This window comes from Agrobacterium sp. 10MFCol1.1, from assembly GCF_000381165.1.
Lineage (GTDB): Bacteria > Pseudomonadota > Alphaproteobacteria > Rhizobiales > Rhizobiaceae > Agrobacterium > Agrobacterium tumefaciens.
In genome coordinates this window covers 553,668-570,476 of sequence record NZ_KB906073.1, presented here as the reverse complement: position 1 = coordinate 570,476, position 16,809 = coordinate 553,668, and the positions used below count along the sequence as shown (strand labels likewise).

17 protein-coding genes and 1 other RNA gene are annotated in these 16,809 nt (G+C 58.4%); 13 read left to right on the top strand and 5 right to left on the bottom strand.

The genetic code is table 11. The features are described 5' to 3' along the window. Positions 1 to 250: 250 nt before the first annotated feature. The gene (locus F617_RS0107375; protein WP_019564907.1) at positions 251 to 517 is read left to right on the top strand and encodes a hypothetical protein; all 267 of its coding nucleotides are present in this window, start codon (positions 251 to 253) and stop codon (positions 515 to 517) included. Positions 518 to 714: 197 nt separating this feature from the next. Here the strand turns inward: F617_RS0107375 and gap are convergent, their stop codons facing one another. Together gap and tkt are read right to left on the bottom strand one after the other, a co-directional pair. After that, a complete protein-coding gene (gene gap / locus F617_RS0107370) occupies positions 715 to 1,725 on the bottom strand; it encodes a type I glyceraldehyde-3-phosphate dehydrogenase (protein WP_013761830.1) in 1,011 nt (336 codons plus the stop codon). Positions 1,726 to 1,787: 62 nt separating this feature from the next. After that, the gene (gene tkt, locus F617_RS0107365; RefSeq protein WP_019564906.1) at positions 1,788 to 3,770 is read right to left on the bottom strand and encodes a transketolase; all 1,983 of its coding nucleotides are present in this window, start codon (positions 3,768 to 3,770) and stop codon (positions 1,788 to 1,790) included. A 324-nt stretch (positions 3,771 to 4,094) separates the two neighbouring features. Here tkt and F617_RS0107360 point away from each other — a divergent pair, with 324 nt between their 5' ends. The 7 genes from F617_RS0107360 to F617_RS0107335 all read left to right on the top strand — a co-directional run bounded on the left by F617_RS0107360 (position 4,095) and on the right by F617_RS0107335 (position 8,971). Continuing rightward, a complete protein-coding gene (locus F617_RS0107360) occupies positions 4,095 to 4,367 on the top strand; it encodes a DUF4164 domain-containing protein (protein ID WP_003511407.1) in 273 nt (90 codons plus the stop codon). Between the two features lie 11 nt (positions 4,368 to 4,378). After that, on the top strand, positions 4,379 to 4,756 hold the full coding sequence (locus F617_RS0107355) for a cell division protein ZapA (RefSeq protein ID WP_003511406.1): 378 nt from the start codon (positions 4,379 to 4,381) through the stop codon (positions 4,754 to 4,756). 78 nt (positions 4,757 to 4,834) lie between these two features. Further along, positions 4,835 to 4,993: non-coding RNA, 6S RNA (gene ssrS, locus F617_RS27725), on the top strand. Between the two features lie 234 nt (positions 4,994 to 5,227). Further along, on the top strand, positions 5,228 to 6,490 hold the full coding sequence (locus F617_RS0107350; RefSeq protein WP_003511405.1) for a hemolysin family protein: 1,263 nt from the start codon (positions 5,228 to 5,230) through the stop codon (positions 6,488 to 6,490). Beyond that, positions 6,490 to 7,071, top strand: a complete 582-nt coding sequence (locus F617_RS0107345; RefSeq protein ID WP_003511404.1) for a 5-formyltetrahydrofolate cyclo-ligase — start codon at positions 6,490 to 6,492, stop codon at positions 7,069 to 7,071. The genes F617_RS0107350 and F617_RS0107345 overlap by 1 nt, the downstream gene beginning before the upstream one ends. A gap of 105 nt (positions 7,072 to 7,176) precedes the next feature. After that, positions 7,177 to 8,001, top strand: a complete 825-nt coding sequence (locus tag F617_RS0107340) for a TIGR00282 family metallophosphoesterase (protein ID WP_003511403.1) — start codon at positions 7,177 to 7,179, stop codon at positions 7,999 to 8,001. A 127-nt stretch (positions 8,002 to 8,128) separates the two neighbouring features. After that, positions 8,129 to 8,971 (top strand): MBL fold metallo-hydrolase, encoded by an 843-nt coding sequence (locus tag F617_RS0107335; protein WP_013761825.1) that lies wholly within the window; start codon positions 8,129 to 8,131, stop codon positions 8,969 to 8,971. Positions 8,972 to 9,009: 38 nt separating this feature from the next. Here the strand turns inward: F617_RS0107335 and F617_RS0107330 are convergent, their stop codons facing one another. Next, entirely contained in the window at positions 9,010 to 9,513 is a 504-nt protein-coding gene (locus tag F617_RS0107330) for a pyridoxamine 5'-phosphate oxidase family protein (RefSeq protein WP_003511401.1), read from the bottom strand. Positions 9,514 to 9,713: 200 nt separating this feature from the next. Between F617_RS0107330 and F617_RS0107325 the strand changes: the two genes are divergently transcribed. Next, positions 9,714 to 10,460: a YebC/PmpR family DNA-binding transcriptional regulator gene (locus tag F617_RS0107325; RefSeq protein ID WP_003497595.1), complete on the top strand. Its 747-nt coding sequence runs from the start codon at positions 9,714 to 9,716 to the stop codon at positions 10,458 to 10,460. Positions 10,461 to 10,512: 52 nt separating this feature from the next. Here the strand turns inward: F617_RS0107325 and F617_RS0107320 are convergent, their stop codons facing one another. Both F617_RS0107320 and F617_RS0107315 read right to left on the bottom strand, forming a co-directional pair. Continuing rightward, positions 10,513 to 11,514 carry an LLM class flavin-dependent oxidoreductase gene (locus F617_RS0107320; protein ID WP_019564904.1) on the bottom strand — a complete coding sequence of 334 codons (1,002 nt, stop codon included), beginning with the start codon at positions 11,512 to 11,514 and terminating at the stop codon, positions 10,513 to 10,515. Between the two features lie 132 nt (positions 11,515 to 11,646). Further along, entirely contained in the window at positions 11,647 to 13,956 is a 2,310-nt protein-coding gene (locus F617_RS0107315) for a methyl-accepting chemotaxis protein (RefSeq protein ID WP_019564903.1), read from the bottom strand. Positions 13,957 to 14,204: 248 nt separating this feature from the next. Between F617_RS0107315 and ruvC the strand changes: the two genes are divergently transcribed. The 4 genes from ruvC (at position 14,205) to F617_RS0107295 (ending at position 16,804) form a co-directional block, all read left to right on the top strand. Beyond that, positions 14,205 to 14,717 (top strand): crossover junction endodeoxyribonuclease RuvC, encoded by a 513-nt coding sequence (gene ruvC, locus F617_RS0107310; RefSeq protein WP_003511398.1) that lies wholly within the window; start codon positions 14,205 to 14,207, stop codon positions 14,715 to 14,717. A gap of 31 nt (positions 14,718 to 14,748) precedes the next feature. Then, positions 14,749 to 15,366: a Holliday junction branch migration protein RuvA gene (gene ruvA / locus F617_RS0107305; protein ID WP_003511397.1), complete on the top strand. Its 618-nt coding sequence runs from the start codon at positions 14,749 to 14,751 to the stop codon at positions 15,364 to 15,366. Between the two features lie 126 nt (positions 15,367 to 15,492). Then, the gene (gene ruvB, locus F617_RS0107300) at positions 15,493 to 16,533 is read left to right on the top strand and encodes a Holliday junction branch migration DNA helicase RuvB (RefSeq protein WP_003511396.1); all 1,041 of its coding nucleotides are present in this window, start codon (positions 15,493 to 15,495) and stop codon (positions 16,531 to 16,533) included. A gap of 52 nt (positions 16,534 to 16,585) precedes the next feature. Then, a complete protein-coding gene (locus F617_RS0107295) occupies positions 16,586 to 16,804 on the top strand; it encodes a DUF2945 domain-containing protein (RefSeq protein ID WP_075807662.1) in 219 nt (72 codons plus the stop codon). Positions 16,805 to 16,809: the final 5 nt, after the last annotated feature.

Below are 16,809 nucleotides of genomic sequence, written 5' to 3'. Positions count from 1 at the left end.
ATGATACGGCAGGGCCGAAGTGCATTGCGCACGACCGTTGTCCCTGTTCTTCTTGTCCGTTTCAAAGTGGACCAGACGAAGGCAGGAAATGGGATTTTTTTCGGCGCCCGGGCGAAACGTTCATGGCGGGCAGCGCTGTGGATGTTTCGCGCAAACAATTCGCGTGCCGGCGTTTCGACGTAACATAGAGACAATGCAGCTACGTTAGTTGTCGCGTCCGAGTTGCTTTCACCATGACCGGAGCGATCGGATGAAACGGAAATCCATTACTATATTTATTGCCTTGCTGGCGGTCGGCCCAATTGTTTCGGGCTGTTCTAGCACGGAACAGACGGCTGAAAACATGGCCGCCCAACGCGAGCGTTGCCGGGTGTTTGGTTACCCTGAAGGTTCGCGTGATTTCGCTGACTGCATGATGAAGCTTTCCATGCAGCAAAGCGATTTGAGGCAACAGACTTTCGATACGATCTGGAGCGGTAGCAGTTCGGATCAGATTATCATCAACAACAGGAAATAACGGGCTGTGCAGCTCATCAGACTTGGTCGGCTTGGTCTCATGTGCCTCTTGCCGGGCGATGGTTTTCGATCCGAAGCGCCCGCCTTGCTTCAGGAGCGATGCCGGCGGGTCCCTCGTCCGCCGGCAATTTTTTGGCAAAGAAAAACCGGCAGGATTGCGCCTGCCGGTTTTTCGTAATTCGCGAACTTGGTGCCTGTTCAGATGGTCTTCGCAAATGCGACGGCCGTATCCGACATGCGGTTGGAGAAGCCCCACTCGTTGTCGTACCAGGAAAGAACGCGCACGAACTTGCCTTCCATGACCTTGGTCTGATCGATCGCGAAGATCGAGGAGTGGCTGTCGTGGTTGAAGTCGCGGGAGACCAAAGGCTCCTCGGTGTAGCCGAGAATGCCCTTCAGCTTGCCGTTGGAAGCGGACTTGATTGCGTCGTTGACTTCCTCAACCGTCGTGTCGCGCTTGGCGATGAACTTGAAATCGACGACCGAAACGTTCGGGGTCGGAACGCGGATCGACGTACCGTCCAGCTTGCCCTTGAGGTGTGGCAGAACGAGGCCAACGGCCTTGGCTGCACCCGTCGAGGTCGGGATCATGGAAAGGGCTGCGGCGCGGGCGCGGTACAGATCCTTGTGCATGGTGTCCAGCGTCGGCTGGTCGCCGGTGTAGGAGTGGATCGTCGTCATGAAGCCGTGATCGATGCCAACGACGTCATCGAGAACCTTCACAACTGGCACGAGGCAGTTGGTGGTGCAGGACGCGTTGGAAATGACCAGATGGTCTTTCGTCAGCTGATCGTCGTTGACGCCGAAGACAACCGTGAGGTCAGCGCCGTCAGCAGGAGCGGAAACGATGACGCGCTTGGCGCCTGCCGTCAGGTGTGCAGCGGCCTTGTCGCGGGCGGTGAAGATGCCGGTGCACTCGAGCGCGATGTCGACACCCAGTTCCTTGTGCGGCAGCGTTGCTGGATCGCGAACGGCCGTAACCTTGATCGGCTTGCCGCCGCCAACGATGATCGTGTCGCCTTCGACCTTCACATCTGCCGGGAACTTGCCGTGGATCGAATCGTAGCGCAGCAGGTGGGCGTTGGTTTCAACCGGGCCGAGGTCGTTGATGGCAACGACTTCGATATCGGTGCGGCCGGATTCGACGATGGCACGCAGAACATTGCGGCCGATGCGGCCAAAGCCGTTAATGGCAACTTTTACAGTCATTTATAGTCTCCCGAACAAGATATGTGCTTGGTCTTTGCGGAATGTGAGGGCTTGGGAAGCCCTCATGCAAGTTTTGCCTCGACTGCGGCGACGACAGCTTCCGCCGTGATGCCGAAGTGCTTGAAGAGATCCTTCGCCGGCGCGGACGCACCAAAGGAATGCATGCCGACGAAAGCGCCGTCGGAGCCGATGAAGTAATCCCAGCCCTGGCGAATGGCGGCTTCCACCGCAATTTTGACCGGAGCCTTGCCGATGATGGCGTTGCGGTAGGTTTCCGGCTGCTCCTTGAAGAGCTCGAAGCAGGGAACGGAAACGACGCGGGCGGAAACGCCCTTGTCCTTCAGCGTCGCTGCGGCCTTGAGCGCTACTTCCACTTCCGAGCCGGATGCAAAGATCGAAACCTTGGCATCGCTTGCGGATACGAGTTCGTAGGCGCCGTAAGCGGAAAGGTTCTTTTCTTCGTATTCCTTGCGCGAAGGCGCAAGGTTCTGGCGGGTTAGCGCTAGCGCCGAAGGACGATGCTTCTGCTCAAGCGCCAGCTGCCAGCATTCCGCCGTCTCGGTTTCATCCGCCGGGCGGAAGACGAGCAGGTTCGGGATTGCGCGCAGCGCGGCGATCTGCTCCACCGGCTGGTGGGTCGGGCCGTCTTCGCCGACGCCGATGGAATCATGCGTCAGAACGTGGACGACGCGGATGCCCATCAGGGCAGCCAGACGGATCGATGGACGGCAGTAGTCCGAGAAGATCAGGAAGCCGCCGGCGTAGGGGATCAGGCCGCCATGCAGTGCGATACCGTTCATCGCTGCAGCCATGCCGTGTTCGCGGATGCCGTAATGCAGGTAACGGCCGGAGAAATCCGTCGGGGTGATGGACTTCATCTGGCTGGTCTTGGTGTTGTTGGACGGCGTCAGGTCGGCAGAGCCGCCGATCATTTCCGGCAGAATGCCGTTGATGACTTCAAGCGAGTCTTCCGAGGCCTTGCGGGTCGCAACGGTCGGGTTGTTCTCGATGATCTTCTTCTTGAAGGCATCGATCGCGCTGTCGAAGTTGCCGGGCAGATCGCCGGCGAAGCGGCGCTTGAATTCGGCCTTCTTGCCGGCTTCGGTGGCTTCGAGACGGGCTTCCCAGTCCTGACGGGTCTTGGTCGAGCGCAGGCCGGCGAGACGCCATGCATCCAGTACGTCTTCCGGAATGACGAAAGCTTCGGCTTCCCAGTTGAGGCTCTTGCGGGCGGCGGCGATTTCTTCGGCGCCCAGCGGGTTGCCGTGAACCTTGTGGGTGCCCTGCTTGTTGGGTGCGCCGAAACCGATCACGGTCTTGCAGGCGATGAAGGTCGGGCGGTCGGATTTATGTGCAGCTTCGATCGCGGCGGCAATCGCATCCGGATCATGGCCGTCGACGCGTATGGTGTTCCAGTGAACAGCCTGGAAGCGGGCGATCTGGTCGGTGCTGTCGGAAAGGCCAACTTCACCGTCGATGGTGATGTTGTTGTCATCCCAGAAAAGAACGAGCTTGTTGAGTTTCAGATGGCCGGCAAGCGCGATGGCTTCATGGCTGATGCCTTCCATGAGGCAGCCGTCGCCACACAGCACATAGGTGAAGTGGTTCTGCAGATCGGAGCCGAATTCTTCTTCCAGCTTGCGTTCGGCGATTGCCATGCCAACGGCGTTGGCGATGCCCTGGCCGAGCGGGCCGGTCGTCGTTTCGATGCCGGTCGCGTGGCCATATTCGGGATGGCCGGCAGTCTTGGAGCCGAACTGACGGAAACGCTTGATCTCGTCGATCGTCATGTCCTCGTAGCCCGTCAAATAAAGCAGCGAGTAAAGCAACATCGAACCATGGCCCGCAGACAGCACGAAGCGGTCACGATCCGGCCACAGCGAGCTCTTGGGATCGAACTTCAAAAAGCGGGTGAAAAGAACAGTGGCGACATCAGCTGCGCCCATCGGCAGGCCGGGATGGCCGGAGTTGGCCTTCTCTACTGCATCCATGGCAAGAAAGCGGATTGCATTGGCCATCCGGTCGTGTTTGTCGCGAGAAATCATGGCTTTTCCGTCTGTTTCCGGGTGAAGGGAGATAGTTTTACGCAACTATCCAAAAAGCGGGTTGATCCATAGCAGGTGAGGCAGGCAAGTCAATAAATCCACGGGCAATTGCGGTTCTCTCAAGGATAAAAATCGTTTAGCAAAACGGGTGTCTCGAGAAAAATCGTGCGATATGTGTCGCCGTTTCCTCGTTCATCCACAGAGCAAAACGCCTCAATGCACTGGTTTGATTGACGTGATGATAAATCGGGTAATAACCTCTTGGATGTTGAAAAGGCCTGAAACCGGACGATTCGGCCGGTTACTTGCGAGTTGGAAAAAACGATGTCGGCTGAGAAGACCGTACAATCTGCGGTGACGGAGCTGAGCGCTGCCATCACAAATCTCGAAAATGCCATCGATATGCGTATCGAACGGCAAAGGGAGACGGGCGAAATCGATAACGAGGTCAAGCGGGTCCATGTCGATCGCGCAAGGCTCGCGCACGAGCTGGACCAGGCCGAGTTTCGCGCCAATCGTCTCGAAGAAGTCAACCGCGAGGTTTCCCGCCGTCTGGTGACGGCGATGGAGACGATTCGCGCGGTGCTGGATCGATAGGGAGCGGTTTCATGGCGCAAGTTACTGTTATGATCGACGGCAAGGCCTACCGCATGGCTTGCGAGGCAGGGCAGGAAGAGCACCTGACCGATCTCGCTACCCGTTTTGACCGTTATGTGGGGCATCTAAAGAGCCAGTTCGGCGAAATCGGTGATCTGCGCTTGACCGTCATGTCGGGCATCATGGTGATGGACGAACTTTCCGAGCTCAACCGCAAGATCGAAAAGCTGGAGGGGGAAATAGCGTCCCTTTCTCGCAACCGCGACGGTATGGCCGAACACAAGGCAAGATCGGACGAGATGGTTGCCGTTGCCATCAGCGATCTGGCCGACCGTCTGAACGGTATTACCGAAAAACTCCTGGCGCGGCCAAAGCCTGCGGCGCATTGATCGCCGGCAAAGCTTTCCAGCAACAAAATTCGTTCGTGGCCCTCTGGTGGTTTGGTTGGATACGTCCTATATGTAAGAGGCGTTCTGCGCTTCCCGACAGGAACCACAATCCCTGGGGCCATACTCGATCCAAAGGGAGCTGTCCCTGGCCAGTCCCGTGGGGCTGGACACATGGCGCCCACCTACATTTGTAGGCACCCAGGATCGTAAATCTCCATCGGTCGCCGTGGATCGCACTTGAAGCTTCGGGTCACTCCCCGATTCTTCTTCTGACTCATATAGTGTCGACAGTTATTTTTCATTGCTGCCGGAGACGGCTTTTTTATGCTGCTGTCATTGCAATGGCGGAACAATTCCCTATTATCTCAATTGGTATGTCTGTCATGCCCTTTTTTTTGAAAGAGGGCGCTGCGGCCAAAACCGCGACGTGCCGTTCAACAGCCCAAAGAGCTAAACTTGTTTACTGAAATTATGATCGTGGTCCTGCTCACCGTATTGAACGGTGTGCTTGCCATGTCCGAGCTTGCCGTCGTCTCCTCCAGACCGGCGAGGCTCAAGGTGCTTGCCGCGCACGGCAGCAAGGGCGCCACGATGGCGCTCGGTCTTTCCGAAAATCCCGGACGCTTTCTTTCCACGGTGCAGATCGGCATCACGCTGGTCGGCGTTCTCTCCGGTGCGTTTTCCGGTGCCACCCTCGGCGCCCGGTTCACGGCATGGCTGTCGGTGCAGGGCGTCCCCGATCGGGTTGCCGATGCGTTGGGCGTGGGCTCCGTGGTCGTCGCCATCACGTATCTGTCGCTGATCGTCGGCGAACTGGTGCCGAAGCAGATTGCGCTGCGCGATCCGGAAAAGATCGCTGCCCGTGTTGCACCCACCATGGTGATGCTCTCCAAGGTCGGCGCGCCGCTGGTCTGGTTTCTCGACAAATCTGGCAAGGCCATCCTTGCGCTTCTCGGCCATAGCGGCACGTCTAATGCATCGGTCACGGATGACGAAATCCGCACGGTTCTGGCGGAAGCTCATAGCGCCGGCGTCATCGAAACCGAGGAATCGGCGATGATCACCAGCGTCATGCGCCTTGCCGACCGTAATGCACGTGGCCTGATGACGCCGCGCCGCGACGTGGAAGTCGTCGATATTGAAGACAGTGCGGAAGAAATCCGCGTTCAGCTTCGGGAAACGCAGCGTTCCCGCCTGCCCGTGCGCAACGGCGCCTCCGATGAAATTCTGGGCGTGCTTTTCGCCAAGGACGCTTTCGATGCGCTGGCATCCGGCAAGGAGCTGAACGTGCGCGAGCTTCTGCGCGAAGTTCCCGTCGTCTCGGATCTGACGAGCGCTGTCGATGTCATCCAGTCATTGCGCCGTTCCACCGTACATATGGTGCTGGTCTATGACGAATACGGCCATTTCGAAGGTATCGTCAGCTCTGGCGACGTCTTGGAAGCAATCACAGGTGCCTTCCAGGAAGACAATGACGAGGAGCCGGCGATCGTCGAGCGCGAGGACGGTTCGTTCCTCGTTGCCGGCTGGATGCCCGCCGACGAGTTCGCTTACCGCATGGGCTTCCAGATCGACGAAGACGCCGAGTTCGAGACCGTTGCCGGTCTGGTGCTTGACGAGTTCCGTCGCCTGCCGGAACTGGGCGAACACATCACCCGCAACGGCTGGCGTTTTGAGGTTATAGACCTTGATGGACACCGTATCGACAAGGTGCTCGTGAGCCGGGCTGCCTGATGTCCGGCGATATCGCCGAAAAAGCAAGGCTGCGCGGCGAAAGGCTTGCCGCGCGTGATGCGTTGCCACAAGCCGAGCGTCAGCAAAAAAGCGAGGCGATGACGGCATATGGTGCATCTGCCATTCCGTTCTCGCCAGGTGCCGTTATTTCCGGTTTCATGCCCATCCGTTCAGAGGCCGATATTCGGCCGCTGATGGAGGCACTGCGGACAAGAGGCGGGCGCCTCGCCCTTCCCGTTGTGCTGAACCGGGAGACCATCGTTTTCCGCGCCTTTGATGCGGATGCACCGCTGGTGAAGACGGGCTTCGGCACGACCGGTCCGGCAGAGGACGCAGAAGTTCTCGATCCGGATATTCTGCTCGTCCCGCTTTCCGTCTTTGACGGGCAGGGTCAGCGTATCGGTTATGGCGCGGGTCATTATGATCGCGCGATTGCGAGATTGCACGGCAAAGGCCGAGCGCCCGTTCTCATCGGCGTCGCATTTGATTGTCAGGAAGTGCCATCCGTGCCGGCGGAGCCGCATGACGTGCCGCTTCAGGCGGTTCTGACGGAGAGTGGCCTGCGCTGGTTTTCGGCTTAGCCGTTGATGACCGATGGGAAAAAGGCGCTTTAGCACTTTTTAAAAGATGGATTACCCGTTAGAGGGGACGGAATTTAGGAACATGCGCAAGATCGGGGCGGGTGAATGAGGCTTCTTTTTCTCGGAGATATGGTTGGCAAGACCGGACGCACGGCTGTCTGGGACAGGTTGCCCGGGCTTATTTCCGATCTGAAGCTCGATTTCGTCATCGTTAATGGCGAAAACGCCGCCGGTGGTTTCGGCATCACCGAGGATATCTATCTCGAAACCATCAATGCCGGTGCGGATGTGGTGACGACCGGCAACCATGTCTGGGACCAGAAGGAGGCGGTTTCCTTCTGCGAGCGCCATGACCAGTTCCTGCGGCCAGCCAATTATCCCGATGGTACGCCGGGCAAGGGCTCGGGCATCTTTTACGCCCGCAACGGCGCGCGTGTGCTTGTCGCCAACATCATGGGCCGGGTCTTCATGCATCCGGAACTGGACGATCCCTTCAAATCGGCGGAGAACATTCTCGCTGCCTGCCCGCTGAAGGAGCAGGCCGACGCCATCATCTTCGATTTCCACGCGGAAGCGACGAGCGAAAAACAGTGTTTCGGTCATTTCGTTGATGGACGCGCAAGCTTCGTCGTCGGCACCCACACCCATGTTCCGACTGCTGACGCCCAGATCTTGAACGGTGGCACGGCCTATATGTCGGATGCCGGCATGTGCGGTGACTACGACAGCTCGCTTGGCATGGAAAAGGAAGAGCCGATCAACCGCTTCATTTCCAAAATGCCGAAGGGCCGTTTCGAAGCCGCCAGTGGACCTGCGACGATCTGCGGCGTCGGCGTCGAGATTTCCGACCGGACCGGCCTTGCGGAAAAGATCGCACCGCTGCGAATTGGCCCGAGGCTCTCCGAAACCCTCCCGTCCTTCTGGGCGTGAGCTTCCGGCTTCTAGCGCTCATCATCCGTTCACAATGACGAGATCGTGAGCGTTCCGCCGCTGTTGGCGCTGGACGCCCTGCAAAACCTGCCTCATCTTCCTTTCTTCGCAAGTTCGAGGGAGTGGCATGATGCTGCGCGTGCTAATGCTTGCAATGGCCGGACTGGTTGCGTGCGCGGGAGCGGCCTTTTCCCAGGCTGGAAGCCGCCCTCCCGTTAGCCAGTGCCAGGCAATCGCCCGCAACATTCCCGGCGTCATGTTCGCCAGCTTCAAACCGGCAGGTGCCCAGCTGGCGCAGGCCACGGCTAAGGAAGAGGTGAAGATCAGCTTCATCGGCCATTCCACCTATCTCATCGAAAGTCCTGGCGGCGTGACGATCGCCACAGATTATAATGGTGTCTATCGCCCACCGGTCACGCCGACAGTGGTGACGATGAACCGGGCGCATATGACGCATTTCACTCTCAGTCCGGATCCGGCCATTCAGCATGTGCTGCACGGTTGGAGCGATACGCCCGGAGAAAAGGCCGAGCACAAGCTTCTGGTTGGTGATGTCTATATCCGCAACGTCGCGACTGACATTCGCAACCGCTGGGGCGATTACGAATCCTTTCAGGAAAACGGCAATTCCATTTTCATCTTCGAGGTCGCGGGGCTGTGTATCGGCCATCTCGGCCATCTGCATCACGAACTGACGGACAAGCATTATGCCGAAATTGGTCGTCTGGATGTGCTGATGGTTCCAGTGGATGGTGGTTTGACGATGGGGGCCGACAGCATGAGCCGCGTGGTCAAGCGCCTGCGCTCCGCATTGATCTTGCCCATGCACCGCACCGGGCCGCCGTTGGAGCAGTTTTTGACGATGTTTGGGGAAAGCTTCCAGATCGCCTACGCAAAAGATGCGATCATCCGGGTCTCAATGAGGAACCTTCCCCGCCAGCCGCAGATACTGGTGCCAAAAGGCATGTAGTAAAGCGACCGGCGAGGAAAGTCGGGGGAGTCGGTATCTCAGGCGAAGGCGAGGTGCTGGCGAACGCCGACATCAGGCATTTTATCGTCGGACATATTGGCCTTGGCGATTTCCCAGCCGAATTTTAGCGTGCTGTCAGTCGAGGCCCAGATTTCCGCGTCGTCAACATGCAGCGCCAGCATCGTCAGTTGCGGATCGCTCTTACCGTGCTCGTACCAGGCTGCGGTGACGGAGTTCCAGTATTCTTCGATCTTTGTCCTGTCGTCGCGCGCCTCGAGCACACCCGAGAGGCAGGCGTGATAATCATGGTCCTTGCCGACGACACAAAAATGAGCCCGCGAACCCGGCTTCAGCGTTTTGACGAGATCGGTGTCTTTCTTGGAGAAAAACCAGATCGTGTTGGTCTTGGGGTCGGCGTGCGGCGCCATCGGCTGCATATGATTGTGCAGGCCCTCGAGGCCAAGCATGCCGGCATGGACCGAATTGACCTCATCCCAGAGCTGGCGGGCAGGGTTTTCTCTTGCTTCAGTCAGGCTGACCATGTGTTTCCTCCGTTGGGTTTGCTGCGGCGACCGGGAGGGTGAAAAATGTCCCGCTCTTCCGCTTTCATTGTCAAAACGAAAAGCGGATAAATCAGTTCCTTATATTCTTGCGGCCAAGAGAAAGCGCTTGCGGGCTTGAACGGCGGGCATATCGCACTTATAAGGCCCGCAATCTCCAAATTAAGACAATCAGGTTTTCCATGGCTGGTCATTCACAGTTCAAGAACATCATGCACCGCAAGGGCAAGCAGGACTCCGTTCGGTCCAAAATGTTTTCCAAGCTTGCGCGTGAAATCACCGTTGCGGCAAAGGCGGGCATGCCCGACCCGAACATGAACGCGCGCCTGCGCCTGGCAATTCAGAACGCCAAGGCCCAGTCCATGCCGAAGGACAATATCGAGCGCGCGATCAAGAAAGCTTCCGGTGCAGACAGCGAAAACTACGATGAGGTCCGTTACGAGGGTTACGGCCCGGGTGGCGTCGCGGTCGTCGTCGAGGCCTTGACCGACAACCGCAACCGCACCGCCTCCAACGTCCGCTCCATCTTCACCAAGGCTGGTGGCGCACTCGGCGAAACCGGATCGGTTTCCTTCTCCTTCGACCGCGTCGGTGAGATCACTTACAAGGCCGAAGTCGGCGATGCCGACAAGGTCATGGAAGCGGCTATCGAAGCTGGTGCCGACGATGTCGAATCTTCTGAGGACGGTCACACCATCATCTGCGGTTTCGAGGCGATGAACGAGGTTTCCAAGGCGCTGGAAGGCGTGCTCGGCGAAGCTGAAAGCGTCAAGGCCATCTGGAAGCCGCAGAACACGGTGCCGGTGGATGAGGAAAAGGCGCAGTCGCTGATGAAGCTCATCGACAATCTCGAAGACGATGACGACGTGCAGAGCGTCTATTCCAACTTCGAAGTTTCGGAAGAAATTCTCGCCAAGCTTTCCGCCTGACGGTTCAGACTAAAAAAAGCCCCGGCAGCGTCATCGCTCCGGGGCTTTTTGTTTAGGCGGCCTTCCTGATGGAGGTCCGCACATCGGCGAAGATCTCCACGGATCGCAGCCGTTTTTCGATATTGTGGATCGGCATCGAGACGATCAGTTCGTCGGCCTGCGTTTCGGCGAGGAAGCCGTCGAGGTGGCGTCCGATTGTTTCAGGCGAGCCGACGGCGGCGAAACGCAAGGTATGTTCCACCGAAAAACGCTCCATCTCGTTCCAGTGGTCGTCCATGCTGTGAACCGGCTTGGGGAACGGGACGCGTACATTGCGGCGCAGGTTGACGAATTGCTGCTGTGACGAGGTGAAGAGATATTGCGCTTCCTCGTCGGTATCGGCGCCGACTCCCATCACTCCAACCATCACATAGGGCTTGTCCAGCGTCGCAGAGGGCTGGAAGCGCTCGCGATAGATATGGATCGCCTCCATCAGCATGTCAGGCGCAAAATGCGACGCAAAGGAATAGGGCAGGCCGAGTGCCGCTGCCAGATGCGCGCTATAGGTGCTTGAGCCAAGCAACCAGAGCGGCACGTGCGAATTCATGCCGGGCACGGCAAGGATCGCCTGATCCTGCTGGGGCTGGCCAAGGTACTGCTGGAGCTCGATGATGTCGTGCGGGAAGTTCTCCGCACCGGCATCAAGATTGCGGCGCAGCGCCCTTGCCGTCCGCATATCGGTTCCCGGCGCGCGGCCAAGTCCGAGATCGACCCGGCCAGGCAACAGTGCCGCCAGCGTGCCGAATTGTTCGGCAATGACGAGCGGGGAGTGGTTAGGCAGCATGATGCCGCCTGAACCGACGCGAATATGTTTCGTGGCGGCACCAACATGGGCGATCACGAGCGATGTGGCTGCGCTCGCAATACCAGGCATGCCATGGTGCTCCGCAAGCCAGATGCGGTTGTAACCGTGGTCTTCAGCCTTGATCGCCATGCGGCGAGAATTTTCAAGCGCCTGGCTGACGCTCTCGCCTTCGCCGATTGGCGAAAGGTCGAGAATGGAAAAGGGGATCATCCAACGCTCCTACACAAATTCTGTCTTTGATGCGGATGTAAGGCGCGTGTCCCGATTTACCATAGAAGTCGCGCAGAATTGAAGGATGGTTCAAAAAAATTGGGGCCTCGAAAGAGGCCCCTTTTCATTTTTTTAGCCCGCTCGACGGAATTGCCGGGTTTCGCGATGGTCTGGAGGTTGCCGGTCGGAAGCGAGCACGAATTGTCCGAGCCTGCCGTCCATCTCTCCCGCCTCGGAAGCGAGATTGTGAATGGCCGCCGTCGTCTCCTCCACCATGGCGGCGTTTTGCTGGGTCATGGTGTCGAGACTGGTGACGGTGCTGTTGATTTCAGCAAGCGTATGCGCCTCCTCGCGGGTGGATTCCATGATCTCTTCGATGCGGGAACTGATGGTCTGCACGTGCTTGCCGATGCCGGTTAGCGAGGCCCCCGCCTTTTCGACCAGTGCCACGCCGGTGGAAACCTCGTCGGTGGAGCGCTTCAGCAGGCTGGTGATTTCTTTTGCGGCGGCGGCCGAGCGTTGTGCCAGCTCGCGCACCTCCTGCGCCACAACGGCAAAACCCTTGCCGGCCTCGCCCGCACGCGCGGCTTCCACACCTGCGTTCAGGGCGAGAAGGTTGGTCTGGAAGGCGATTTCATCGATAACGCCGATGATCTGGTTGATCTGGCGCGACGAGGTCTGGATCGCTTCCATGGCGGCGATGGTCTGCTCCATGACGTGGCTGGACGCAGTGGCCTGCGTACTGGCGTCGCGGGCGATCCGTGTTGCCTGTTCGGCACGTTCGATCTGGTCGCGGACGGCTTCGGTGATTGCCTTGATGGCGCTTGCCGTCTCGGTAATGGAGGCGGCCTGCCGTTCAGTGCGCTCAGCGAGCTGGTCTGCACCTACCCGCATTTCCTCCGAGCCGCCGCGAACGGCGGCGGAATTGCCGCCGATGGCCTGCATGGTCTCGCTGAGCCTTGCAAGCGCCGTATTGAAGTTGTGGCGCAGACTTTCAAGATCGTCTGGGAAGACAGTCTCAATGCGATAGGCGAGATTGCCGCTTGCCAGTCGATCCAGCCCTTCGTCAAGAGAACGCACGACCATTTGCAGCGTGCCGGCCTCGGCCTCTCGTTCCGCAAGATGTGCGCGGCGTGCCGTTTCGGCTTCCTCGCGCGTGCGGGACGTGGTCGCTTCCATTTCCCGCTGCAAAATGAGTTTTTCACGGAAACTGCCAAGCGCGCGCGCCATGCGGCCGATCTCGTCCTTGCGGTCCTGATTGCCGATCTCGGCATCGAGACGGCCTGCCGCCACTTCGCCAGTCAGCCCGGCCAGCTTCTCCAGCGGTGCGAACAGGCGCCGTGCAAAAAAGGCGGTTGCCGCGCACATGGCTGCCAGAACGCAAAGGCCGATGACGGCTAACGTGCCGGCAATCGAAATGGAACCGGCGTTCAACTCGCTGCGCAACATGCTTTCCACCGCGAGGTATTTTTCACCGGCAAACGAGAAGGCGCGGGCATAGGCATTGGCTTCGCCGTCCGGACGGTTGATCTTGGCAATCGTCATGCCGGACGTATTAAGTGCTTGTGCATGGAAGGCATAGATTGCCGGATTAAGGCTGACGAGACCGTTGCCATCCACGCCCAGAACCTTGCCATCGGCGGAAACGATCGCGGATTGTTCGGAGCTGCCGGCGGAGATGCCTTTCGCGAGGATCTGGCTGAAGACCTCTTGTTTGACGCGGAAGAGAACGATGCCCTTGAACGCACCGAATTTGACTACCGGAATACCGAAATAGATGCCGGCCTCTTTAGTCGCGGCGTCGATGCGCAGACCGGAGAAACTCGTCTGCGCCACGTCGTTCACGGCTTTTCCTGCGTTGGTGGCTCCGCGCGCAAAAGCAGCCCCAAGGCCGCTATCCGCCCAGGCGCCACCCGTGACGGTTTCCCCGAAAGCCGGTCCTTTCAGATAGGAGTAATAAACCGTGCCGGCCGGATCGATGAATAGAACATCGCTGAATGGGGTTCCCTTGAGGTAGCCGCCGATATCCGTCTGGGTTTTTTCATGGGTGGAATAATAAAAGCCGCTCGGATTTTCGGGCTTGATGAGCTTTTCTTTCTCTCCGTAGGGGTTCTCCTTGACGAAGACGCGTTGCAGTTCCGCCTTTGCGTCGCCGGAACTCTTCTGCACGGTGCCCCAGCCGCTGCGCATGGAAACTACCGCCATTTGCAGGGATTCGATCTTGGCGATGGAATCCGCCTGCGTTTCAAGCTGCTCAAGGCGTTCCTGCAGCATATCGCCCCTGAAGACGAGAATGCTCTCCATGGATTTCGACGCCTGTTCCTCGAGAACGCCGCTGCTGCTTTGATAGCCGAGAAGCGTGAGAGCCCCGGTCGAGATCGTCATCAGCGCAAGGAAAATCACGAGCACTTTGGTGGATATGGAATGAAAACGGTTCAGCATGGCCGATGCAGCCCTCAATGCCGTATCACTTCCCGCACCATGCATTGATGGCGCCACCGGATGGCTGATATGGCGAAAATATTGCGCTGCGGATCATCATGTCCGCAGCTCCCCTTTTTTGATTTTGTGCGGGAACAATGCGGTACGCGGTTTAAGCAGAGGTAAATGCTGCACTGCAAATTTGATCAATGTTGTCGTTTTGTTCACTTATCGCTGGCAGGGTCGCAGCCGAAAAGATAGGGTGGCTTATGCAAAAGACGATTCGAATCATCGGTATCGACCCCGGGTTGCGGCGCACCGGATGGGGTGTCATCGAAACCTTCGGCAACAGCCTTCGGTTTGTCGCTTCCGGCACGGTGACATCGGATGGTGATATGGATCTCGCCTCCCGCCTGTGCCAGCTGCATGATGGGCTGGCGGATACTGTTCACAGCTATCAACCCGATGAGGCGGCGGTGGAGCAGACGTTCGTAAACAAGGATGCTGTCGCCACGCTGAAGCTCGGTCAGGCGCGCGGCATTGCCATGCTGGTTCCGGCGCGGGCAGGGTTGCCTGTTTTCGAGTATGCGCCGAACGCGGTCAAAAAAGCCGTCATAGGTGTTGGGCACGGCGAAAAGCAGCAAATCCACATGATGCTGAAAATCCTGATGCCGAAAGCAGAATTCAAGGGTAACGATGCGGCGGACGCCTTGGCGATCGCAATCTGCCACGCCCATAATCGCGGCGGCGACAGGATGGCGCGGCTATTGGCAGCCGGTTGAATATTGAAGTCTCATTGCAGCGGGCGGCATCATGATCGGAAAACTTAAAGGCACCATCGAGGAAATCGGCACGGATTACGTGCTGGTGGATGTGCACGGCGTTTGTTACGTCGCCTATTGCTCGGCGCGCACACTCTCAAAAATAGGTTCCGCTGGTGAAGCGGTCGTCCTCTTCATCGAAACCTATGTGCGCGAAGACCAGTTGAGGCTGTTCGGCTTTTTGTCGGCACTTGAGCGGGAATGGTTCAATCTGCTGCAGAGCGTGCAGGGGGTCGGTTCGAAAGTGGCGCTGGCCGTCTTGTCTACCCTGTCGCCTTCTGAACTCGCCAATGCGATAGCGCTGCAGGACAAGGTGATGATTTCACGTGCGCCGGGCGTAGGGCCGAAGGTGGCGGTGCGCCTCGTTACCGAGCTTCGCAACAAGGCGCCTGCCTTTGCAGGAGAAGCTTCGGCTTCCATCGGACTCAAGCAGGAACTTGGCGAGGGTGTGGCCTCCGCGCCGGTGGCGGATGCCGTGTCGGCGCTCACCAATCTCGGCTATTCACGCGATCAGGCCGCAAATGCCGTTGCGGCCGCGCTGAAGAACGGCGGGGAGGGCGGCGACAGTGCCAAACTCATCCGGCTCGGCCTGCGCGAACTTTCACGCTAAGCTGCGCGCAGCAAGCGAACGAAGCCGGGTGCGATGCTGAATTTCGTGAAGCGCCTTCGTGCGACAGTCGTGATATAGCGGCGAAGACCATCTCTTGAATTGGTTTAGAACAATGGAATGCCCTCTATGAGCGATGCGGACAGACTGATTTCGGCGGACAAGCGCGGTGAAGATATCGACACCACAATGCGCCCGCAGTCGCTGGACGATTTTACCGGCCAGGCCGAGGCTCGCGCCAATCTCAAGGTGTTTATCGAGGCGGCAAAGAACCGTGGCGAGGCGCTGGACCATGTGTTGTTCGTCGGGCCTCCCGGTCTCGGCAAAACCACGCTGGCGCAGATCATGGCAAAGGAGCTTGGCGTCAACTTCAAGTCCACCTCCGGACCAGTGATCGCCAAGGCTGGCGACCTTGCCGCACTTTTGACCAATCTCGAGGAGCGCGATGTGCTCTTCATCGATGAAATCCATCGTCTCAACCCGGCAGTCGAGGAAATTCTCTATCCGGCAATGGAGGATTTCCAGCTCGACCTCATCATCGGTGAGGGGCCTGCGGCCCGCTCGGTGAAGATCGATCTTTCCAAGTTCACCCTCGTTGCCGCGACCACGCGTCTTGGTTTGTTGACAACGCCGCTGCGCGACCGCTTCGGCATTCCTGTCCGTCTGGCCTTCTACACTGTCGATGAGCTGGAGCTGATCGTTCGGCGCGGCGCGCGGCTGATGGGTCTGAACATGACCGACGATGGCGCACGCGAGATAGCAAGGCGTGCACGCGGCACGCCGCGCATCGCCGGACGGCTCTTGCGCCGGGTTCGCGATTTCGCTGAGGTGGCACGGGCGGAAGCCGTCACCCGTGAGATTGCCGACGAAGCGCTGACGCGGTTGCTTGTCGACAAAATGGGTCTCGATCAGCTGGACATGCGCTATCTGACCATGATCGCGGTCAATTTCGGCGGCGGCCCTGTTGGTATCGAGACCATCGCCGCTGGCTTGTCGGAGCCGCGTGATGCGATCGAAGACATCATAGAACCCTACATGATCCAGCAGGGTTTCATCCAGCGCACGCCGCGCGGCCGCGTTCTGACCGGCACTGCCTGGAAACATCTGGGCATGCAGCCGCCTAAAGATCTCGAGGCGGCGCAATTCCGGCTGACGCTGGAAGAGGATTGAGGGAACAAGCCCGGCGCTTTCGCATTTGATTTTCTTTGGTCAGGAAATGATGATGTCTGGATATCGCAAGGGTACGAAGGTTCGCTGGAAATGGGGCAACGGAACCGGCGAAGGAAAAATCGTCGAGACGTTTACTGATGATGTCGAAAAAACGATTTCCGGTTCCACGATAAAGCGCAAGGCCAGCAAGGACGAACCCGCTTATCTTATCGAGCAGGAAGATGGGGCGAAGGTTCTGAAGAGCAAGTCCGAGCTTGAACACGTCGATTGAAAAGC